This is a genomic window from Rhodoferax sp. RT5P35 (genome assembly GCF_056521385.1).
Map to the genome: position 1 here is coordinate 272,207 of NZ_JBWMAX010000003.1, position 21,962 is coordinate 294,168.

At 63.8% G+C, this 21,962-nt stretch carries 20 protein-coding genes; 8 read left to right on the forward strand and 12 right to left on the reverse strand.

The features are described 5' to 3' along the window. Entirely contained in the window at positions 1–930 is a 930-nt protein-coding gene (locus tag AC097L_RS05650; RefSeq protein ID WP_479585287.1) for a YicC/YloC family endoribonuclease, read from the forward strand. 283 nt (positions 931–1,213) lie between these two features. Here AC097L_RS05650 and AC097L_RS05655 read toward each other — a convergent pair whose 3' ends face one another. The 3 genes from AC097L_RS05655 to nirB are packed head-to-tail and all read right to left on the reverse strand — an operon-like array spanning position 1,214 to position 5,403. Next, positions 1,214–2,506: a nitrate- and nitrite sensing domain-containing protein gene (locus AC097L_RS05655; RefSeq protein ID WP_479585288.1), complete on the reverse strand. Its 1,293-nt coding sequence runs from the start codon at positions 2,504–2,506 to the stop codon at positions 1,214–1,216. Between the two features lie 4 nt (positions 2,507–2,510). Continuing rightward, a complete protein-coding gene (nirD, locus tag AC097L_RS05660) occupies positions 2,511–2,858 on the reverse strand; it encodes a nitrite reductase small subunit NirD (protein WP_479585289.1) in 348 nt (115 codons plus the stop codon). Positions 2,859–2,868: 10 nt separating this feature from the next. Further along, positions 2,869–5,403, reverse strand: coding sequence for a nitrite reductase large subunit NirB (nirB, locus tag AC097L_RS05665; protein WP_479585290.1), 2,535 nt, complete (start codon positions 5,401–5,403; stop codon positions 2,869–2,871). A gap of 655 nt (positions 5,404–6,058) precedes the next feature. Here nirB and AC097L_RS05670 point away from each other — a divergent pair. The 6 genes from AC097L_RS05670 to AC097L_RS05695 all read left to right on the forward strand — a co-directional run bounded on the left by AC097L_RS05670 (position 6,059) and on the right by AC097L_RS05695 (position 13,075). Next, on the forward strand, positions 6,059–7,318 hold the full coding sequence (locus tag AC097L_RS05670) for an extracellular solute-binding protein (protein WP_479585291.1): 1,260 nt from the start codon (positions 6,059–6,061) through the stop codon (positions 7,316–7,318). Between the two features lie 12 nt (positions 7,319–7,330). Beyond that, a complete protein-coding gene (locus AC097L_RS05675; RefSeq protein WP_479585292.1) occupies positions 7,331–8,464 on the forward strand; it encodes a carbohydrate ABC transporter permease in 1,134 nt (377 codons plus the stop codon). Further along, positions 8,461–9,351 carry a carbohydrate ABC transporter permease gene (locus AC097L_RS05680; RefSeq protein WP_479585293.1) on the forward strand — a complete coding sequence of 297 codons (891 nt, stop codon included), beginning with the start codon at positions 8,461–8,463 and terminating at the stop codon, positions 9,349–9,351. The genes AC097L_RS05675 and AC097L_RS05680 overlap by 4 nt, the downstream gene beginning before the upstream one ends. A 4-nt stretch (positions 9,352–9,355) precedes the next feature. Then, positions 9,356–10,765: a glycoside hydrolase family 32 protein gene (locus AC097L_RS05685; protein WP_479585294.1), complete on the forward strand. Its 1,410-nt coding sequence runs from the start codon at positions 9,356–9,358 to the stop codon at positions 10,763–10,765. 14 nt (positions 10,766–10,779) lie between these two features. Continuing rightward, positions 10,780–11,949: an ABC transporter ATP-binding protein gene (locus tag AC097L_RS05690; RefSeq protein WP_479585295.1), complete on the forward strand. Its 1,170-nt coding sequence runs from the start codon at positions 10,780–10,782 to the stop codon at positions 11,947–11,949. A gap of 67 nt (positions 11,950–12,016) precedes the next feature. Next, entirely contained in the window at positions 12,017–13,075 is a 1,059-nt protein-coding gene (locus tag AC097L_RS05695) for a LacI family DNA-binding transcriptional regulator (RefSeq protein ID WP_479585296.1), read from the forward strand. Positions 13,076–13,116: 41 nt separating this feature from the next. On the opposite strand, the gene hisF is transcribed toward AC097L_RS05695, so the two are convergent. The 9 genes from hisF to AC097L_RS05740 form a co-directional block, all read right to left on the reverse strand. Next, positions 13,117–13,920 (reverse strand): imidazole glycerol phosphate synthase subunit HisF, encoded by an 804-nt coding sequence (hisF, locus tag AC097L_RS05700; RefSeq protein ID WP_479585297.1) that lies wholly within the window; start codon positions 13,918–13,920, stop codon positions 13,117–13,119. Between the two features lie 15 nt (positions 13,921–13,935). Then, complete coding sequence (locus tag AC097L_RS05705; RefSeq protein WP_479585298.1) at positions 13,936–14,775, reverse strand: D-hexose-6-phosphate mutarotase; 840 nt, start codon at positions 14,773–14,775, stop codon at positions 13,936–13,938. Next, positions 14,768–15,511, reverse strand: a complete 744-nt coding sequence (gene hisA / locus AC097L_RS05710; protein WP_315191474.1) for a 1-(5-phosphoribosyl)-5-[(5-phosphoribosylamino)methylideneamino]imidazole-4-carboxamide isomerase — start codon at positions 15,509–15,511, stop codon at positions 14,768–14,770. Before hisA ends, AC097L_RS05705 begins: the two co-directional genes overlap by 8 nt. A gap of 47 nt (positions 15,512–15,558) precedes the next feature. Then, entirely contained in the window at positions 15,559–16,221 is a 663-nt protein-coding gene (hisH, locus tag AC097L_RS05715; RefSeq protein ID WP_479585474.1) for an imidazole glycerol phosphate synthase subunit HisH, read from the reverse strand. 52 nt (positions 16,222–16,273) lie between these two features. Continuing rightward, positions 16,274–16,888 (reverse strand): imidazoleglycerol-phosphate dehydratase HisB, encoded by a 615-nt coding sequence (hisB, locus tag AC097L_RS05720; protein ID WP_479585299.1) that lies wholly within the window; start codon positions 16,886–16,888, stop codon positions 16,274–16,276. After that, the gene (hisC, locus tag AC097L_RS05725; protein ID WP_479585300.1) at positions 16,885–17,949 is read right to left on the reverse strand and encodes a histidinol-phosphate transaminase; all 1,065 of its coding nucleotides are present in this window, start codon (positions 17,947–17,949) and stop codon (positions 16,885–16,887) included. Before hisC ends, hisB begins: the two co-directional genes overlap by 4 nt. A 7-nt stretch (positions 17,950–17,956) precedes the next feature. After that, a complete protein-coding gene (locus AC097L_RS05730) occupies positions 17,957–18,925 on the reverse strand; it encodes a bile acid:sodium symporter family protein (RefSeq protein ID WP_479585301.1) in 969 nt (322 codons plus the stop codon). Positions 18,926–19,006: 81 nt separating this feature from the next. Beyond that, on the reverse strand, positions 19,007–19,651 hold the full coding sequence (locus tag AC097L_RS05735; protein WP_479585302.1) for an NUDIX hydrolase: 645 nt from the start codon (positions 19,649–19,651) through the stop codon (positions 19,007–19,009). A gap of 161 nt (positions 19,652–19,812) precedes the next feature. Further along, positions 19,813–20,799, reverse strand: coding sequence for a quinone oxidoreductase family protein (locus AC097L_RS05740; protein WP_479585303.1), 987 nt, complete (start codon positions 20,797–20,799; stop codon positions 19,813–19,815). A gap of 239 nt (positions 20,800–21,038) precedes the next feature. Between AC097L_RS05740 and AC097L_RS05745 the strand changes: the two genes are divergently transcribed. Further along, entirely contained in the window at positions 21,039–21,944 is a 906-nt protein-coding gene (locus tag AC097L_RS05745) for a DMT family transporter (protein ID WP_479585304.1), read from the forward strand. The last annotated feature ends 18 nt before the right edge of the window (positions 21,945–21,962 follow it).

Here is a 21,962-nt window from a genome sequence, read left to right on the forward strand (position 1 = left end):
ATGCCAGTTTACAGCATGACCGGCTACGCCAGTGCCCAGCACAGCAGCGCCACCGCCACCCCTGAATCCGAGTCTAAAACAGAGTCCAAGAGCACGGCGGCACGCCGCCTGGGGATCGAAATCCGCTCGGTCAACAGCCGCTTTCTGGACCTGAGCTTTCGCCTGCCTGACGAGTTGCGCAGCCATGAACCCGCGCTGCGCGAACGCGTCATGGCGCAGCTCAAGCGTGGCAAGGTGGAAGTGCGCGCCGCCATTGAAACCACCACCTCCGGCAGCCTGGCCGCGCCGTCGCCCCAGTTGCTGCAGCGCGTCAACTCGCTGCAAGACTCCATCAAGGCCTGGTTGCCCCAGGCCGCGCCGCTGGGCGTGGCCGACATCCTGCGCATGGCATCCAACGAGCAAGCCCCCACCAATGACTGGGCCGACGATGTGCTGCCACTGGCCGACACGGTGCTGCAATCCCTGGTGGCCGCCCGCCAGCGCGAAGGCGAACGCCTGACGACCATGCTGGTGGGGCACCTGCAGCAATTGCGCGCCCTGGCCGAGAAAGCCCTGCCCCTGGTGCCCCAGTTGGTGGAGCAGCAGCGCCAGCGCTTTATCGAGCGCTGGAAAGAAGCCATGGCCCTGGCCGAGGGCGCTACCCTGCCCGAAGCCGCCCAGGACCGCGCGCTGACCGAGGCCACCGCCTTCGCCATCCGCATCGACGTGGCCGAGGAGCTGACCCGCCTGCATTCGCATCTGGACGAGATGGAGCGCATCCTCAAAAAAGGCGGCGAAGTCGGCAAGCGGCTGGACTTCTTGATCCAGGAACTGCACCGCGAAGCCAACACCATGGGCAGCAAATCCGCCGCGCTGGAGCTGACCCGCATCTCGGTGGACATGAAGGTGCTGATCGAGCAGATGCGGGAGCAGGTGCAGAACGTGGAGTGACTAGAACACCCCCAGGCTCCAGCACAAGCGCTTTCCGCCCACCCCCTTGCAGGGGGCAACTGCAGCAGTCTGGCGGAGCCAGTCCTGCGCAGTTCACGAAAGGGCATCGCTGCGCTTGCCTTGGGGCGGGCAGGGGTCAGGGGGCGGGGTGTTTGTTGCGTCCCTTCTTTCTTCCTCCCCTTCCGGGGGAGGGTCGGGGTGGGGGATTTCCTGGAATTTATAAGAAATCAGCTTCTAGCGCATACAGTGCCTGCACAAGCAGCTACATAAAGTAGAGCAAAATCTAGCGCGGTGCTGCCGTCGCAAAAGCCAGGTTCGGTAGCGACAGCGTGGCTTCGGCCACTTCCAGCAGACGGCGGTTTTGGTCCATGGAGGTTTTTTGCAGCATCCGAAAGGCGGCTTCCTCGTCCATGCCCAGCCGGGCCATCAGCAGGCCCTTGGCCCGCTCGATCACCTTGCGCTCGTGCAGGGCGCGGCGGGCGGCATCCAGTTCGGCTTCCATGCTGGCCATGCGGGAGGATTGCGTTTGTAGCAGGTCGCGCAGCGCGGTGGATTCGCTGGCAAGGCTGCCCGCCGGTTCGGGCGTAGCGCTCGGTGGGGTGCCGGTATCAAAAAACCGGTCTACCGCATGCGTGCGCTGCGGCGGGTTGTCGCGCAGGCTGCGCAGCAGGCCTTTGGAGTCTTGCAGGTCCTGCTGGGCCTCGAGAATGCGGGCCGCGCAGTCCGCGCGCAGACGTTTGACCAGCGCTACCTGCAACTGCCACAGGGCATTGATGCGCTCGGTGCACACCTCGAACCACGGCTCGCTGAGCTTGCTGTCCAGGGCCGCACCGGGCTTGGCAATGCACAGCGTGCGACGCAGACGTTCCAGTTGCGCAACACCGGGGGCCAGTTGCTGCTGCTCCCAGAGTGCCCGCAGCGCCGGTTCGGCGAATTCGGCAAACACCCGCAGGCTGCGCTCCTGCGCGTCTATCAAATGCACGACGCGCTGTTGCTGCGCCGCATTGCCCAAGTTATCCAGGCCCGATGCATACATCAGCGCGCCCACCGCCCGCTCCTGCCCCGCCTCTTCCTGGGCCTGCACCAGGTGCAGCAAGGCCACCAGCAGGCGCGACACGCTGGGCAGCCCAGCTCCATCGGCTACGTGGAAAACCAGCTCGACCAACCCGGCAATCAAATGGCTGAAAGCCGCCACCGCATCGTGGGCGCCCATGGCCTGGCGCTCAATCTGGCTGCGCAGCGCCGCCAGCGCGTCCAGGCCCAGCAGAGCCCAGGCCATCAGAGACAGCGCCTTGGCGGTCGCCCCCTGGGCAGGCTCCAGATGCTCGGCAAACACTGCACGCAACTGCGCTTCCAGTGGCTCCACCTCACCCACGATTTTGCGGCGCATATCGGCAAAGCGCTGCGCCTTGGATGCCAGGTAAATGCTGGACGCTCCGCGCTCGCGCTGCAGGCCCTGGATCAACTGGCCAATCGCATCCACCAGCTCGGCCCGGCTGGCCAGTTGGCGCACCGCGTCGATCTCCAGCTGCTTGGCGCGCAGCACGAGGTTGGAGACCGACAGGGCTGCGGGCATACCTCTAGGCCAACGCTACGCTGACACGCCCCGCATCCACGCGCACACCGTGCGCCCGCACCGACTGCTCGGGCGTTTCCACACATTCGCCGGTGCGCAGGTCGAAGTGGTTTTTGTACAGCGGCGAGGCGACGACGACGCGCTCACCCAGGTTGCCCATCAGGCCGCGCGACAAGACGCTGGCCCCCGATTTCGGGTCCACGTTGTCGATGGCGAAGAACTGGTCGCTTCCATCGACAGTGTTCAGGCGGAACACCGCCACGTGCCGGTTGTCCACCAGGGCGCACACACCGGTGCTGGGCAGGATGTCGTCGACCGCGCAGATGTCGGTCCAGGTTGGGGTAGTGGTCATCACAGTATCCTTATGCGGTTTCAACAGCCATAGCAACAGCAGACACGCGCTCTTCTGCGCTGGCGGGCCGGATCTGGCCGCGCTCTTCCACGAAGATCACATGCTCGTCTTTCTTGTCGCTGTTGACGAAGCTGCGGAAACGCTTGCGGGTTTCGGGGTCGGACACAGCGGTTTTCCACTCGCACTGGTAGGTGTTGACCACGTGCTGCATCTGCGCTTCCAGCTCGGCGCACAGGCCCAGGCTGTCGTGGATGAGCACGTCCTTCAGGTAGTCCAGGCCCCCTTCGAGGTTTTCGCGCCAGGTACTCGTGCGCTGCAGGCGGTCGGCGGTGCGTACGTAGAACATCAGCACGCGGTCGATCATGCGCACCATGTCTTCCTTGGACATGTCAGAGCCAAACAGCTCGGCGTGGCGCGGCTTCATGCCGCCGTTACCGCAGATGTAGAGGTTCCAGCCCTTCTCGGTGGCGATGATGCCGATGTCCTTGCCCTGGGCTTCGGCACATTCACGGGTGCAACCCGACACGCCAAACTTGATCTTGTGCGGGCTGCGCAAGCCCTTGTAGCGGTGCTCCAGCTCCACGGCCAGGCCCACGCTGTCGCCCACGCCGTAGCGGCACCAGGTGGAGCCTACGCAGCTCTTCACCGTGCGCAGCGACTTGCCGTAGGCATGGCCCGATTCGAAGCCTGCGTCGATCAACTCTTCCCAGATGGGGGGCAGCTGCTCGACGCGCGCGCCGAACAAATCGACCCGCTGGCCACCGGTGATCTTGGTGTACAGGCCGTACTTCTTGGCCACCTGGCCGACGGCGATCAGGCCGTCCGGCGTGACCTCGCCACCCGGCATGCGCGGCACCACCGAGTAGGTGCCGTCTTTCTGGATGTTGCCCAGGTAGTAGTCGTTGCTGTCCTGCAAACCGGCCAGGTCTTTCTTGAGCACAAACTCGTTCCAGATGGAGGCCAGCACACTGGCGGCCACCGGCTTGCAGATGTCGCAGCCCAGGCCGGTGCCGTGCTTGGCCATCAACTCGTCGAAGCTCTTGATGTTGCCCACACGCACCAAGTGGTAGATCTCTTGGCGCGAGTACGCAAAGTGCTCACAGATGTGGTTGTTGACGGCCATGCCCAGGCGGCCCATCTCGAACTTCATCACCTGGGTGACTAGCGGCACGCAGCCGCCGCAGGTGGCACCGGCCTTGGTGCAGGCCTTGATTTCGGCCACGGTGCAAGCGCCCTCGCCCACGGCGGCGCAGATCGCCCCCTTGCTAACGTTGTTGCACGAGCAGATTTGCGCCGCGTCGGGCAGCGCCTCCACCCCCAGGCCGGGCTTGGCCTTGCCGTCGCTGGACGGGAAGATCAAGAATTCGGGGTCGGTCGGCAGGGTGATGCCGTTCAGCGCCATTTGCAGCAGCGTGCCGTACTCGGTGGCGTCGCCGATCAGCACCGCGCCCAGCAGCTTCTTGCCGTCTTCGCTGATGACGATCTTCTTGTAGATTTGGCGCAGCTCGTCCACGTACTGGCAGCTGCGGCTCTTGGGGGTGCGGCCCTGGGCATCGCCAATGCTGGCCACGTCCACGCCCATCAGCTTGAGCTTGGTGCTCATGTCGGCACCGGTAAAGGCGGCAGTGGCTTCGCCGGCAATCTGGCGGGCCACCACGCGGGCCATGTCGTAGCCGGGAGCCACCAGGCCAAATACCTGCTCGTTCCACGCGGCGCATTCGCCGATGGCGTAGACGTTGTGGTCACTGGTGCGGCAGGCGTTGTCGATCACCACGCCACCACGTGGACCGATAGCCAGAGCGCATTGGCGGGCCAGGTCGTCACGCGGTCGGATACCGGCAGAGAACACGATCATGTCGGTCTCCAGATGGGTGCCGTCGGCAAACACCATGCGGTGGCGGGCGGTGGCACCGTCGGTGATTTCCTGGGTGTTGCGGCCGGTGTGTACGTGCAGGCCCAGTTCTTCGATCTTGGCGCGCAGCACGCGGCCACCGCCTTCGTCTACCTGCACGGTCATCAGGCGGGGGGCAAATTCGACTACGTGGGCTTCCAGACCCATGTCGCACAGGGCTTTGGCGCATTCCAGGCCCAGCAAGCCGCCGCCCACCACCACACCGGTTTTCGATTTTTTACCGGATGCCGTCATGGCCTCCAGGTCTTCGATGGTGCGGTAGACGTGGATGTGTTCGCGGTCGCGCCCGGGCAACGGTGGCACAAAGGGGTTGGAGCCAGTGGCCAGCACCAGCTTGTCGTAGGCCAGCACATCACCGTCCAGCGTGGTCACGGTTTTGGCGATACGGTCAACCGAGGCAGCGCGGGCAGCCAAACGCAATTGGAATCCGGTGCGCTCGAAAAAGCCGGGCTCGACCAGGGACAGGTCGTCTGCGGTTTTGCCGCTGAAGAATTCGGAAAGGTGGACGCGGTCGTAGGCTGGGCGGGGCTCCTCGCAGAGCACCGTGACCTCGACATCGGTCATGCCGGTCTCGGCCAAGGTCTCCAAGAACTTGTGACCCACCATGCCGTGGCCAACTAAAACTATTTTCATCGTGCGTATCCTGCAAATAACCCGAGACGGTCGCAGGTACAGGCATATCGCACCGGTCCACGGCACGAACCGTGGACGAACCAGTGCAACACACCCTCCGCGAAACCACGGGCGTGGGTTGGAACTACCTGGCGATCGGCCCTACAGAGCCGGTCGCGTGGGGGGTTCCGCCTTCATTAGCGGAGGGAGTCTTTCACTCCACAGGCAGCTTTACCTGTGGACACCTGTGCTAAGCAGTATCCATGCCAGAAATTTGGGCAGGGATAGGCGCGATTTGCGGGTGAACCCAGGAAGCATGCAGGGGGAATCGCCTCACCACGGTGCAATCCATCCCCAACTTGGGGCACAGGGTCAATTTGCTATATAAAAAATAGCTGCTTGCGTTTATATAACCTGCGCTAGAGGCACTTTTTGTATAAATTTTTAGCCAGGCAGCAGCCAGTGCGCACCCCCACGAACCCGGGCTCCATGCCCACTGACCTGCGGGTAAGTACTAAATTGACAGTGCATTTGACCAATTCAATAATCTGGCCACCACCTAATACGATTTAATAACTTTCTACAGCACGCTCTCGCCGTTAGTTGGTACACCCCGTTTGCCCAAAAAAACGCCCAGCCAGTCTCAGTCTTAATGACTAATACGTAAAAGTTAACTATGACAAAAATTCTGTACTTCACCCCGGCATTGCTGCTGTCCGCCTTGGGCTCCACCGCCATGGCCGCCCCCATCGACATCTCGATGTGGCGGCACGAGAGTGGCGACCTGGAGGTGACCTTGACCCGGGCCATGATCGAAGACTTCAACAAGTCGCAGCCAAAGTACAAAGTGGTCTACGAGAACCTGCCCAAGGGCTCGTTCACCCAGTCGGTCACCGCCGCCGCCGTGGCCAAAAAGCTGCCCTGCCTGATCGACATGGACCAGCCCACCGTGGCCAACTTTGCCTGGTCCGGCTATGTGCGCCCGCTGGACAAACTGCTGGACAAAGACATCCAGGCCGATTTGCTGGAAGGCGGCAAGGGCAGCTACAAGGGGGTGTTGTATTCAGTGGGCCAGTACGACGTGGCACTGGCCCTGTATGCCCGCAAGTCGGCATTGGCCAAAGCAGGTGTGCGGATTGCCACCATTGCCCAGCCCTGGAGCCTGGCCGAGACCAACGACGCCCTGGCCAAGCTGAAGAAGCTGCCCGAGTTTGAATACGTGATCGACATCCACAACAGCTATGACGGCGAGTGGTGGACGTATGGCTTTTCTCCCTGGCTGCAAAGCTTTGGCGGCGACCTGATCGACCGCAAGAGCATGACCACTGCCGAGGGCGTGCTCAACGGCAAGCCTGCCGTAGCGTTCGGCAACTGGTTCCAGGACCTGTTCAAAAAGGGCTACGTCAACAAGAAGCCCGCCGACGACAAATCCTTCCTCCAGGGCCGGGTGCCGCTGGACTTTGTGGGCAGTTGGGGGCATGACGATATTTTCAAGAAATGGGGTGACGATGCAGTGGTGATGCCGGTGCCCGACTTCGGTACTGGCCCCAAGATCGGCGCGGCATCCTGGCAGTACGGCATCAGCACCAGTTGCCCCAACCCCGAGGGCGCTGCCGCCTTCATCAACTTCATGCTACAGCCTGCCAACGTGGCCAAGCTGGCACAGGCCACCTCGCTGCTGCCCGCCTCCAAGCGTGCGGCGGCCCTGACCACCGACTACCGCGAAGGTGGCAAGCTGCGCTTTTACTACGACTTTGCGCAGAAATACGCGTTGACCCGCCCGTCCACGCCCGGCTACCCGTTCCTGACCAGCACGTTTGAAAAAGCCCTGCGCGACATCGCCACCGGGGCCAATGTGCAAACCACGCTGGACAACGCCGCCGATGCCATTGGCCGCAACATCGCGGACAACAAGGGCTACGGCTTCAAGCCCTAAGGCAACACCGCCATGTCCACCGCCCTTCCCCTGCCCGCTGCGGCGGGAACCCCGGCGGCGCGCCCCAGCCTGCGCCGCGTGCACAAGCTAGAGTCGCGCACGGCCTGGTTGATGTCGGCCCCGGCACTGGTCGCGCTGCTGCTGTTCGTGGTGCTGCCGTTTGTACTGGCCATCGTGTTCAGTTTTACCAACCAGCGCCTGCTGTCGCCCAACCCGACCGAGTTTGTCGGGCTGCGCAATTACGACCGCCTGCTCAGCGTCACCGTGGTGCCGATCCAGGCAGAAAAAACCGCCACCGGCCAGCCGGTGCTGGACGCGCAAGGCCAGCCGCAATACCCGCGCCTGCGCAGCGTGGTCCGGGGCAACCCGGCCTACCTGGGCTACGAGGACTACCGTGAGGTGTCGGCCTGGAACCTGGGCGGCACCCGCTACACCCTGGTCGCCAAAGACCCGCTGTTTTGGCGGGGCCTGTTCAACATCGCGTTCTTCGTGCTGCTGGTGGTGCCGCTGCAGTGCGGCGCGGCGTTGGGCTGCGCCCTGCTGATCAACCAAAAGCTGCCGGGCATGACGCTGTACCGCACCATATTTTTCAGCCCGGTGGTGATTTCGATGGTGGTGATCAGCATCGTCTGGACGTTTTTATACGACCGCCAGTTTGGCCTGGTGAACCAGCTGCTGGGCAACCTGTCGTTTGGCCTCATCCAACCGATCGACTGGTTGGGGGACCCGGCGGTAGCCATGGTGGCGATTGTCATCATGAGTGCCTGGCAGGCCATGGGGTTCCAGATGGTGATCTTTTTGGCGGGCCTGCAAAGCATCTCGCCCGACCTGTACGAGGCCGCCAGCCTGGACGGTGCCAAGGTGTGGAACAAGTTCCGCCACATCACCCTGCCCGGCCTGCGCAACACCACGGTGTTCATCCTTACGGCCACCACCATGCAGGCGTTTGCGCTGTTTACCCAGATCGATGTGATGACCCAGGGCGGCCCCGAGGATTCGACCGTCACCGTGATGTACAGCGTGGTGCGCACCGGCTTTCGTGAGCAAGACATTGCCTACGGCAGCACCATCACCGTGGTCTTCTTCGCCATTATTTTGCTGGTTGCGTTCTTGCAACGCCGCCTGATTACCGGGAGTGACAAATGATGCACACCAGCAAACGCATGCAGCGCCATACCAAGATGCTGGGCAACTACGCGTTGCTGACCCTGGTGGCCCTGGTGTTCGTGCTGCCGATTGCCTTCATGCTGGTGTCCAGCCTGAAAAGCAGCGACGCAATCTTTGCCGACCTGCGCTCGTGGCGGGCGTTTTTGCCGGTGGGCGAGCTGACGCTGGACAACGTGCGCTACGTGCTAGACCGGGGCAACTTCCAGCGCTACGTGGTCAATTCCATCCTGGTCACCGGCATCACCGTGGTCTTGAGCGTGGCAGTCAACGGCATGGCGGCCTTTGCGCTGGCCCGGCTGCAGTGGCGCGGGCGCGGCATGGTGCTGATGCTGGTGGTGGCGATCCTGATCATCCCGTTCGAGGCGATTGCCATCCCGCTGCTGATGCTGGTGAGCGCGCTGCCGGGCATCAGCTTCAGCGGCGGCATCCACATCACCGACACGCTGTTCAACACGCATCTGGTGCAGATATTGCCGTTTGTGGCCAGCCCGTTCTCGATCTTTTTGTTCTACCAGTTCTTCCGCGACTTGCCGCGCGAGCTGGACGAGGCCGCCCGCATGGACGGGGCCACGGCCTTCCAGGTGTTCACCAAGATCATTCTGCCGCTGTCCAAACCGGTGATTGCCACGGTGGCGATTCTGCAGTTCCTGGGTATGTGGAACCAGTACCTGTGGCCGATCATGGTGGTGCAAAGCGCCGATGTGCGCCCCGTCATGCCCGGCATCCAAGAGTTTTTCAACCGCACCCCGGCCTGGGGGCAAATCATGGCCTATGCGGCCATGGTCACGCTGCCGGTGCTGACGGTGTTCGCGGTCTTTCAACGCTGGTTCATCCAGAGCGTCGCTGGTAGCGGCGTCAAGGGGTAATTTTTTGAACCACACCATTTCCATATCGAACATGTCACACGACCCGCACCGACCTAGCTACCACTTCACCGCCCCCAGCGGCTGGATCAACGACCCCAACGGAGTCGGCTTCTACCAGGGCCGCTACCACGTGTTCTACCAGTACAACCCGGATGCCCCCCGGTGGGACCGCATCCAGTGGGGCCACGCCAGCAGTGCCGACCTGGTGCAGTGGCGCGACGAGCCCATCGCCCTGGTGCCCACGCCCGGGGACGATGCCGATGGCTGCTTCTCGGGCAGCTTCGCCCTGGTCGACGGCCAGCCCACGCTGTACTACACCGGCTACACCCTGGAGCGCCAGGTGCAGTGCGTGGCCACCAGCAGCGACATGGTCCGCTGGACCAAGCAGCCCGCACGCACCATCCGCGACAGGCCCGAAGGCGTGCACCCGCAGGACTTCCGCGACCCGTATGTGTTCCAGCACGGCGGCTGGTGGTACATGGTGGTGGGCGCCTCTGCCGACCACGCGCGCGGCCAGTGCCTGCTGTACCGCAGCGCGGACGGAGTGGATTGGACCTACCGCCACCCGCTGTTCACATCGCCCTTGCCCACGCTGGGGGTAGTTTGGGAATGCCCCAATTTTTTCCTGCTGGACGGCCAATGGGTGCTGACGGTATCGGTGTGGCCCAACCTGGGGGCGCACTACTTTGTGGGCCGGTTTGAAGACGAGCGCTTTGTTGCCGAGTCGGATGGCGTGCTAGACAGTGACAGCGGCGCATTCGCCCACCTGGCCATGCAAACCCCCGATGGCCGCACCCTGCAATGGGCCTGGATCAACGAGCAGCGCGAGCAGCTGTTGGTCGATGCCGATGGCTGGAGCGGTGCCCTCACCGTCCCGCGTGAACTCTCGCTAGACGCGCAGCAGCGCCTGCAGATGCGCCCGGCAGCCGCCCTGCACGCGTTGCGCGGCGCATCGGTGCCCACCACCGCCACCGGGGCCACCCGTGGCGAACTGCTCCGCTTCACCGGTCGCTGCCTGGACATCGAAGCCAGCTTCACCCTGCACGACCACCACAAGGTGGCGCTGACCGTGCTGGCCGCGCCCGATGGCAGCGAGGCCACCCGCATCGAATACTGGCCGGATGCGCATCGCCTGACGGTGGTGCGGGCACGCAGCGCGCTGTCGCAGCAAGTCAGCCACCAGAACGTGGTCGGCCACCTGTGCCTGGACGCTGGCGAGCCGCTGCGCCTGCGCGTGCTGCTAGACCACAGCGTGCTGGAGGTGTACGCCAACGAGCGCCTGTGCCTGACCACCCGCATCTACCCCACGCTGCCCGAGAGCGTGCACGGCAGCCTGTCGGTCGATGGCCATGCCGATGCCACGCTACAGGCCTGGGAGATGGGTTCCATCCACCTAGACCGCCAAACAACCTAAAACCGGAGACCAGCATGTCCGAAATCAGTTTCAAGAACATCAGCAAGGTGTACGCGGGTAGCCAGCGTGCGGTGATCAACAACGTCAACCTGCAGATCGGTGAGGCCGAGTTCTGCGTCTTCGTCGGCCCCAGCGGCTGCGGCAAGTCCACCCTGCTGCGCATGGTGGCCGGGCTGGAAGACATCAGCAGCGGCGAGCTCCGCATCCAGGACCAGCTGGTTAACGACGTGCCGCCGTCCGACCGGGGCGTGGCCATGGTGTTCCAAAGCTACGCCCTGTACCCGCACATGACGGTGGCCGAGAACATGGGCTTCTCGCTCAAGCTGGCCAAGCACAGCAAGGCAGACATTAAAAAGAAGGTGCTGGCCGCCGCTAAAATCTTGCAGCTCGAAGAGATGCTGGACCGCCAACCCAAGCAGCTCTCGGGCGGACAGCGCCAGCGGGTGGCGATTGGCCGGGCCATCGTGCGCGAGCCGCGGGTGTTTTTGTTTGACGAACCTTTGTCCAACCTGGATGCCGCGCTGCGCGTGGCCACCCGCATGGAAATCGCCCGGCTGCACCGCGACTTTGGCAGCGCCAGCATGGTTTACGTCACCCACGACCAGGTCGAAGCCATGACGCTGGCCGACAAAATTGTGCTGCTCAACAGCGGTGCCGCCACCGACACATACGGCACCATTGCCCAGATTGGCTCTCCGCTGGAGTTGTACCACCGCCCGCGCAACCGCTTTGTGGCCGGCTTCATCGGCTCGCCCAACATGAACTTTCTACCCGGCGTGCGCCAAAGCGTGGACAACACCACCAGCCAGATCACCGTGCCGGGGGGCCGCACCGTCCAGGCCATGGTCAGCCCCGGCGCGCGCAATACGACAGACGCCAACATGGGCATCGGTATCCGCCCCGAACACACCCGCTTGACCGATGCCGACAGCGCCGAGCGCAGCGTGCAAGGCCGCGTGGTCTACGCCGAATACCTGGGCGAAAGCAGCTATGTGCAGGTACAGCTGGCCACCGGCGAGATTCTGCTAGCCAAAGAAGAAGGCACGGCCAACGCGGTGATCGGCGACACCGTGGGTCTGCACTTCCCGCCCGATAAGCTCTATGCCTTCGATGCCCAGGACCAGGCTTACACCCGCACCGCGCCCGAGCCGCGGCTGCGCATGGCCCAAGCCATGCACGCCTGATTCCTGTCCCCATGGGGCCTTTAAAATGGCTTCGCCTGATTCTGGGCTGAACAGGTGACCCACTTTTATGCCCACGCCCCCGTCCACCCGCAGCCAGCGCATGCAAGCGCCCACCATGCGCGATGTGGCCAAGGCGGCGGGGGTGTCGCAAACGGCGGTGTCGTTCGTGCTCAATGGCCGAGCCGACAAAGAAATCTCCAAGGACACCAGCGAGCGCATCTGGGCCGCCATCCGCGCGCTGGGCTACCGGCCCAACGCGGTGGCGCAAAGCCTGCGGCTGGGCCGCTCCAGCCTGCTCGGGCTGGTCACGGATGAGATCGCCAGCACCCCGTTTGCCGTGGACATCGTGCGCGGCGCGCAAGATGCCGCCTGGGCGGGCGGGCGCATCCTGACGCTGGTCAACACCAACCGGCAAGACCAATTGCAGTCCGAGGCCGTGGCCGCGCTGGTGCAGCACCAGGTAGAAGGCATCATCTTCGCCATGATGTACCACCAGGAAATTGTGCTGCCGCCGGTGTTGGGCCCGCGCCTGCCGGTAACGCTGGTGAACTGCTTCAGCACCGACCCCAGCACCCGTTGTGTGGTGCCCGACGAAGAGCTGGGCGGCTACACCGCAGTGCAGCATCTGGTGCAACACGGCCACCGCCACATTGGGTTCATCAACAACATTGACCCCATTCCGGCTACCGCAGGCCGACTGGCGGGCTACCACCGCGCACTCAAAGAGGCCCAGATCGCCCCACGCGGCGAGGCCGTCATCCAGCGGCCCTGCCACCAGCAAGGCGGTTTTGACGGCGCGCTGCACCTGATGGCCCAAACCCCCGCACCCACCGCGCTGTTTTGCTTCAACGACCAGACGGCCATGGGGGCCTATGCCGCGCTGCAGAGCCTGGGCTTGCGGATTCCGGAAGACGTGTCGGTGGTGGGGTTTGACGATCTGCAGCTCATCGCGCCGCACCTGCGGCCGGCACTGACCACCATGGCGCTGCCGCATTACGCGATGGGCCGCTGGGGCGTGGATACCTTGTTCGACGGCCAAAACGGCCCGTCCAAGACGCTGATGGCCTGTGCACTGGTTGCGCGGGCCTCGGTAGCACCGCCCCGCAATTTGCTATTGAAAAAATAGCTGCTAGCGCAGATGAAACCTGCGCCAAAGGCCTATTTGGCTTAAGAAATCCGCACCGGAATGCCGCGCTCGGCCATGCGTGCCTTGGCCTGGGCCACGGTGTATTCGCCATAGTGGAAGATGCTGGCGGCAAGCACCGCGTCGGCACCGCCCAGGCTTACGCCGTCGGCCAGGTGGTCGAGGTTGCCGACACCGCCAGAGGCGATGACAGGGACGCTGATGGCATCGGCCACGGCACGGGTCAGGGCCAAATCAAACCCGGACTTGGTGCCATCGCGGTCCATGCTGGTGAGCAGGATTTCACCCGCGCCGCGCCGCGCCATCTCGGTGGCCCAGGCGACGGCATCCAGGCCGGTGTTCTTGCGGCCACCGTGGCTGTACACGTCCCAGCCGGGGCCAACGGGCACGCCCGCAGGCGTTAAGCGTTGCGCATCTTCCGCGCTGCGGCGCTTGGCATCGATGGCCACCACGATGGCCTGCGCACCGTACTTGGCGGATGCAGCTTCGATCACCTCCGGGTTGCTGATGGCGGCAGAGTTGAAGCTGACCTTGTCGGCCCCCGAATTGAGTAAGCGCCGCACGTCTTCCACGGTACGCACGCCCCCGCCTACGGTGAGCGGGATGAAGACCTGCGAAGCCACAGCTTCGATGATGTGCAGGATCAGGTCGCGGCCATCGCTGGTGGCGGTGATGTCCAGAAAGGTGAGTTCGTCCGCGCCCTGGTCGTTGTAGCGGGCGGCGATTTCCACCGGGTCGCCCGCGTCGCGCAGTTCGACAAAGTTGATGCCTTTGACAACCCGGCCGCCGGTCACGTCCAGGCAGGGGATGATGCGTTTGGCCAGCATGGGGGTTTCCAAAAATTAAAGAACGCTGATGCGCTGCCAGCCGGTCCACTGCGCGCCGGGCGCCAGGGTAATGGGCGTGTTGACCTGCGCGGCCTCGACGCAGACCATCTGCTGGTAGCCCGCATCGGGCATGTCGGCCATGGCGGCGCATTTGGCGGCACCGGGGTTCCAGACCACGGTGTCGGCCAGGGTGTCGCTTTGCACTATGCGCAGTTGCACTTCGCCATCGACCAGGGTGAGCGGCTCGGGCGCGGCCTGGTAGACGCGATCGACTTCGCCTTCAAAGCTTACCGTGCCTGGCTCCAGCCGATTCGTTTGGGCCACGTCGTCCCAGTAGGGCTGGGCGGCCAGGCCCTGCAGTTGCAGCGCGGGCAGGTCGTGGACGCGGAAATAGGTGTGCAGCGCCAGCGCAAAGTCCAGCAGCTCGGGGCCGGTGTTGTCGACGGTAAAGGCAAACTGCAGCGTGCCAGGTGCCATCTCGACGCGCAGCGTGGCGGTGAAGGCGTGCGGCCAGAGGGCCAGCGTGGCCGGGCTGCTGCAGAGCTGCAGTTCCAGCGCATCCTGTCCCTCGACAGCAGGCACTTGCGTCCACGCAGACGTGCGGGCAAAACCGTGCTTGGGCAGGCTGCCGCGCAGGTTGAACTGCGGAAAGCACAGCGGCACGCCACCGCGCAGTGCGGTGTGGCCGTCAAAAACGGCTTTGGGACTGAGGTACAGGCGCTCTTGCCCGCCGCTGGTCCACGACAGGATGTGCGCGCCGTGCAACGCGACCAGCACCGAATCGCCACAGGGGTGGCTCAGGCGCAGGCAGGGTTGGTTCTGGAAGAGTTCGGGGCGGGCCTGCAACTCAGACATCGCCGTAGTTGTCGGCGCGTTCCTGGGCCGAGGTGAAATCAAGGTCACCGGTGTAGATGGCACGGCCGCAGATCACGCCTTCAATGCCTTCGTCTTCCACATCCAGCAGGCGCTCGATGTCGGCGATGTTGCTCAGGCCGCCCGAGGCGATGACGGGAGTGTGCAGGGCCTGGGCCAGCTTGACGGTGGCTTCGATGTTGATGCCCGACAGCATGCCGTCGCGGCCGATGTCGGTGTAGATAAAGGATTCCACGCCGTAGTCCTGGAACTTCTTGGCCAGATCGACCACTTCGTGGCCGGTGAGCTTGCTCCAGCCATCGGTGGCGACCTTGCCGTCCTTGGCATCCAGGCCGACGATGATGTGGCCGCCAAAGGCGGTGCAAGCATCCTGCAAAAAGCCGGGGTTCTTGACCGCTGCAGTACCGATGATGACGTAGCGCAGGCCCGCATCCAGATAGCGCTCGATGGTGTCCAGGTCGCGGATGCCGCCGCCCAGCTGCACGTCGATCTCGCCGCCCACCTCTTTGAGGATCTTGCGAATGGCCATTTCGTTCTTGGGCTTGCCCGCAAACGCGCCGTTCAGGTCCACCAGATGCAGCCGCCGCGCACCCTTGTCCACCCAGCTGCGGGCCATGGCGGCGGGATCTTCGCCGAAGGTGGTGGATTGGTCCATGTCGCCTTGTTTGAGGCGTACGCAGTGGCCGTCTTTCAGATCTATCGCAGGAATGAGAAGCATGGTGCCGTGAACAGCGGGTTGGTAAAAAAAATATTCCGAAAGTGGAATCAAGGGGACCAGTGGAGGAAGTTGCGGTACAGGGATAAACCGTGTTCGGCGCTCTTCTCTGGGTGGAATTGTGTCGCAAAAATATTATCGCGTGCAATGGCCGCGCTAAACGCTGCGCCGTACTCCGTCAAGCCCGCGCTGTGGCGTGCATCCGACGGATCGGCGTAAAAGCTGTGCACGAAGTAGAAGTAGCTGTTGTCGGGCACCTCGCCCCACACCGGGTGGCGCTGGCCGCCGTGGATTTGCTGGCGCACCTGGTTCCAGCCCATTTGCGGCACCTTGAAGCGGCTGCCGTCGGCCTGCAGCCGGCCTGCCAGATCGAAGCGGCGTACGGTGCCGGGGATCAGGCCCAGGCCGGGGGTGTCTTGCTCTTCGCTGTGGTCCAGCAGCATCTGCATGCCCACGCACACGCCCATCAGCGGCTTGTTGCGGGCGGCATCCAGCACAGCTTCTTTGAGGCCCGAGTCATGCAACTCGCGCATGCAGTCGCGCATCGCACCCTGGCCGGGCAGCACCACGCGCTCGGCGGCGAACACGTCTTCGGGGCGGGAGGTGACCACCACGGTATAGCCGCTGGCAGCCGCCACGTGCATCACGGCTTGGGATACCGAGAACAGATTGCCCATGCCGTAGTCCACCACGGCGACCGTTTTATTTGCTATCAATTTGATTGCTGCTTGTGCAGGAGGAATATACGCTAAAAGCTGATTTTACTTACAAACTGCCTTTGGTCGATGGGATCATGCCCACCGAGCGCGGGTCCAGCTCCAGCGCCGAGCGCAGGGCGCGGGCAAAGGCTTTGAACACGGTTTCGGCCTGGTGGTGGGCGTTCACGCCCTTCAGGTTGTCGATGTGCAGGGTCACAAACGCATGGTTGGCAAAGCCCTGGAAAAATTCGTAGGTCAGCTGGCTGTCGAAGCCGCCGATCATGCCGCTGGTGAAGGGCACGTGCATTTCCAGGCCGGGACGGCCCGAAAAGTCGATCACCACGCGGCTCAGCGCCTCGTCCAGCGGCACGTAGGCATGGCCGTAGCGGCGAATGCCTTTTTTGTCGCCCACCGCCTTATGCACCGCCTGGCCTAAGGTGATGCCCACGTCTTCCACGGTGTGGTGACCGTCGATGTGCAGGTCGCCCAGGCAATGGATGTCCAGGTCGATCAGGCCGTGGCGGGCGATCTGGTCCAGCATGTGGTCGAAAAAGCCGATGCCGGTGTGCAACGTGGACTTGCCCGTGCCGTCCAGGTTGAGCTTGACGGTGATTTTGGTTTCGGCCGTGTTGCGGCTGACTTCGGCGGTGCGTTGCAGAACAGGAGCGGTGGGGGTAGTCATATGGAGTTTTGGAAGGCGGCCAGCATGCGTTCGTTCTCTTCGGCAGTACCGATGGTGATACGTACGCAATTTGCCAGCAAGGAATGCATTTTAGAAACGTTCTTGACCAGCACGCCCTGGGCCTTCATGCCGTCGAAGGTTTTGGCGGCATCAGGCACCCGCACCAGCAGCATATTCGCGTCACTGGGCCAGACTTTCACGCCCGGCAAAACCCCCAACGCTACGGAAACAATAGCACGCTGCGTAAGTATCTCCTGGGCCTGAGCCGCAAACACCTCTAAATGCGCCAAGGCGAACAGCGCACACTCGCAGTTCAGCACACTGACGTTGTAAGGCGGGCGCACCTTGTCGATCTCGGCCACCAACGCCTGCGGGCCGATCAAATAGCCCAGGCGCACACCGGCCAGGCCAAACTTGCTCAGCGTGCGCATCAGCAGCACGTGGGGGTGGCGCGTCAATCTGTCCAGGTAGGTTTTGCTGGAAAACGGCTGGTAGGCCTCGTCGATCACCACCAGGCCGGGGGCGGCTTGGATGATCTGCTCAATGGCCGCGTCATCCCACAGATTCGCCGTGGGGTTATTCGGGTAGGCCAGGTAGACGATGGCGGGCTGGTGCTGGGCTATGGCGGCCAGCATGGCGGGCGTGTCCAGCTCGAAGTCGGCAGTCAGCGGCACGCCCACGAAGTTCAGGCCCAGCAGCTGCGCGGCCATGCCATACATCACAAAGCCCGGCACCGGAGCCAGCACAGTGGCACCGGGGCGGTTGCAGGCGATGGCCAGCAGGTTGATGATTTCGTCCGAGCCGTTGCCCAAAATCAGGCCGTAGCCTGCGGGCAGGCCGTTGTGGGCGGCCAGCACTTGGCGCAAAAAATCTACCCGGCCATCGGGGTAGCGGTTCAGCGCGACTTCGCCCAGGCGTTGGCCAAGCTCGGCCTGCAGGGCGGGCGACAGCCGGTGCGGGTTCTCCATCGCGTCCAGCTTGACCATGCCGGTGGCATCCTGCACCACGTAGGATTGCATGGCCCGAACATCGGGGCGGAGGGTGTCTAAAGGGTTTCTCATGGGGCGCTTAAAGTGGTCTTTTGGCGTAACGCTGCGCCAGCACGGCGCAGACCATCAACTGGATCTGGTGGAAGATCATCAAGGGCAGCAGCATCACGCCCACGGTGTGCGCGGCAAACAGCACCTTGGCCATGGGCACGCCGCTGGCCAGGCTCTTTTTGGAGCCGCAGAAGACGATGGTGACCTCGTCCTCCTTGGAAAATCCGAACAAACGGCTGCCCCAGGTGGTCATGGTCAGCGCCAGGGCCAGCAACAGGCAGCAGGCGGCTACCAGGCCCAGCAGAATCGGCAGCGGCACCTGCTTCCACAGCCCTTCGATCACGGCCGCGCTGAACGCGGTGTAGACCACCAGCAGGATGGAGCCCTGGTCCACAAACTTCAGCCCAGCGGCGTGCTTTTTTACAAAGCCGCCAATCCAGGGCTGCAACAGTTGCCCGGCGGCAAACGGCAGCATCAGCTGCAGCATGATGCGGCCCACCGCCTCCAACTCGCCCGAGCCCGACACCCCACCCGGCACCACCAGCCAGCCCACCAGCAGCGGCGTGATGAACACCCCGATCAGGCTGGAGGCCGAGGCGCTGCACACGGCCGCCGACACATTGCCGCGCGCCATGGCGGTGAACGCAATGGCCGACTGCACCGTCGCGGGCAAAGTGCATAAAAACAGCATGCCCACCGCCAGATCAGGGGTGAGCACCGCAGAAAACAGCGGCTTTAGCACCAGGCCCAAAATGGGAAACAACACAAACGTGCAAGCCAGCACCAGCAGGTGCAGCCGCCAGTGGCCCAGGCCCGCTACCACCGCCGCCCGCGACAGTTTCGCCCCGTGCAAAAAGAACAGCAGCGCAATCGCCGCCGTGGTCAGCCCCTCAAAAAACTGCGCCGTAACGCCCTGCGCAGGCCACAGGCTGGCCAGGGTGACGGTGGCCAGCAGGGCCAGGGTGAAGTTGTCGGGAAGAAAGCGCGGTCGTTGCATGGGTATGGAAGCCTGATTGCTACTTTTTATGTAGCTGCAGGCGCAGGTTGAGTGTGCGGTAGAGACCTATTTTATTTGCAACTAACAACCCAGCCCCAGGTAGTCCGCCAATATCAGCGCCGCGTCATCGGTAAACGCGCCCTGCCCCAGCTGCTGAGCCAATTCCGCCCGGGCCAGCAGAGCAAAGCCTTGCACCTCACCATCCTGGTTCTGCGGCTCCAGGCCTTCGGGCAGAACGCAGTCGTACCAGTGGATGTGCTCTACCACGTAGCCTGCGCCGCCGCTGTCGGTGCTGGGGCGGCGGGTGGTCAACTGACCGCGCAGGCGCAGGGCGTGCAGCGTGGGCAGGCGCAGGCCAGCTTCTTCCCAGGTTTCGCGCTCCAAGGCCGTGTCCGGGTTGTCGGCGGCCGACACCATGCCGCCCACCAATGTGTCCCACAGGCCGGGGTCGTTCGGCTTGTTGAGGGCACGCTGCTGTACCCAGACGCGGCCATCGGGCGCGGCCCCCACCAGGTGCACGGCGCGGGTGGTGATGCCCAGGGCACGCACCACGGCGCGCTCCACGGTGGCGACGACCTGGCCGTCGGCACCGGGCACGGCCAGTTGCTCATCGCGCCAGGCGGCGGCCAGGCCCGCGTCGCGCAGGATCTGGGCCAGGTGCGCCAGGCTGTTGGTAGCGTCGCCCTGCAGCTGCCAACCTGCGACGCCGTTTTGCTCTATTTTCAAGAGCACTCGGTGCAGGTAAGGTATGCGCTGTAGCTCTATTTTCCGTATAAATTCCGGCTCTACCGAACCAACCTGCACCGTGCCCGCCCACAGCGGCGCACGGGGCCGCAGCGGCGGCTGATTAGCGTCTGCCTGCAATCGGGCCAGCCAAGACGGCACACTCATAGCGTGAGGATGGTGCAGCCGGTGGTTTTGCGGGCTTCCAGGTCGCGGTGGGCCTGTTGCACATCGGCCAGGGCGTAGCGTTGGCCGATGTGGATCTGCACCTGGCCGCTGGCCACCACGGCAAACAGGTCGTCGGCCATGGCCTGGGTGCTCTCCCGGGTGGTGATGTGGCTGAACAGGGTGGCGCGGGTCAGGTACAGCGAACCCTTGGGGCCGAGGATGCCGGGGGCAAACGGTGCCACCGGGCCGGACGCGTTGCCAAACGATGCCAGCAGGCCAAACGGGCGCAGGCAGTCCAGCGACTTCTCAAAAGTGTCTTTGCCCACCGAGTCGTAGACCACCTTGACCCCTTGGCCGCCGGTGATCTGCTTGACCCGCGCGACGAAGTCTTCTGCTGCGTAATTGATAGCGTATGCCGCACCATTGGCCAGCGCCAAGGCACATTTTTCTTCAGAACCCGCAGTGCCGATGAGTTGCAGGCCCAGCGCCTTGGCCCACTGGCTGGCGATCAGGCCCACGCCCCCGGCGGCGGCGTGGAACAGCACAAAGTCGCCGGGCAGCAAGCCGCCCTGGGGCAGGGTTTTCTTCAGCAGGTACTGCGCTGTCAGGCCCTTGAGCATCATGGCCGCGCCGGTCTCGAAGCTGATGGCATCGGGCAGCTTGCAGACGCAGGTGGCGGGCATCACGCGGCGCTCGCAGTAGCTGCCGGGCGGGTTGCTGGCATAGGCGGCGCGGTCGCCTACCTGCAGATGGGTTACGCCCTCGCCCACCGCCTCGACCACCCCGGCCGCTTCCATACCCAGCTGCACCGGCAGGTTCTGCGGGTACAGGCCGCTGCGCTGGTATACGTCGATGAAGTTCAGGCCGATGGCGTGGTGGCGGATGCGGATCTGGCCCGGTCCGGGCTCGCCCACATCGACCTCGGTGAGGGTCAGCACCTCGGGGCCACCGTGCTGGTGGATCTGGATGGCTTGGCTGCGCATAAGAAATCTCCTGGAAATTAAGCTCACCCCCAGGCTGCAGCGCTGCGCGTCTTTCGCCAACCCCCCTCGTATCTGTTTGAAAAACAGATACGACATGCAGGGGGCAACACCAGCAGCCTGGCAAAGCCAGTTCTGCGGTGTTTCTGACGGGCGGACGTTCTGGCTGAATGTTGGGGCTGAGTGGTTACAAAAATAGTTCACTTGGATACTGCCACGGTTACGCAGGTAAAGTGCGCGCCATGCAAGAACGCCTTACTTTTCGTACCGCCCTGCTGCTGGCCTTTGGGCCGCTGATGTGGGCAGGCAATGCGGTGGTGGGGCGGGTAGTGCACACCCTGGTGCCGCCGGTCACGCTGAACTTTCTGCGCTGGACGCTGGCGTTTGCGATTCTGCTGCCGCTGGGCGGCTGGATATTCAAACGCGGCAGCGGGCTGTGGTCGCACTGGCGGCGGTTTGCGCTGCTGGGGCTGCTGGGCGTGGGCCTGTACAACGCTTTGCAATACATGGCCCTGCAGACCTCCAGCCCGATCAACGTGACCCTGGTGGGGGCTAGCCTGCCGATGTGCATGCTGGCGGTGGGTGCGCTGTTTTTTGGGGCCCACGTATCGCGCCAGCAGGTGCTGGGCGCGCTGCTGTCGCTGGCCGGGGTGCTGCTGGTGCTGGGCCGGGGCGAGTGGCGACAACTGCTGGCGCTGCGCCTGGTGCCGGGCGATATCTTCATGCTGCTGGCCACGGTGGCGTTTGCTTTTTACAGCTGGCTGCTGACCCAGCCCAAAGACCCGCCCGCCATCCGTGCCGACTGGGCGGCGTTCTTGCTGGCGCAAATCACCTTCGGACTGCTATGGTCGGGCAGCATGACGGCGGTGGAATGGAGCCTGGATGCTGCGTCTGTCCAGTGGGGCTGGACGCTGGCCGCTGCCCTGGTGTTTGTGGCTGTGGGCCCGGCCGTACTGGCCTACCGCGCCTGGGGTGCTGGCATGCAGCGCGTGGGGCCCAACGTGGCCGGGGTGTTCATCAACCTGACGCCGCTGTTTGCCACGCTGATGTCCACCGCTTTTTTAGGCGAGTGGCCGCACCTGTACCACGGGCTGGCGTTTGGGCTGATCGTCGGCGGGATTCTGGTGTCGGCGCGGCGCGGACGTTGACCGGCACGGGTGCAAAGC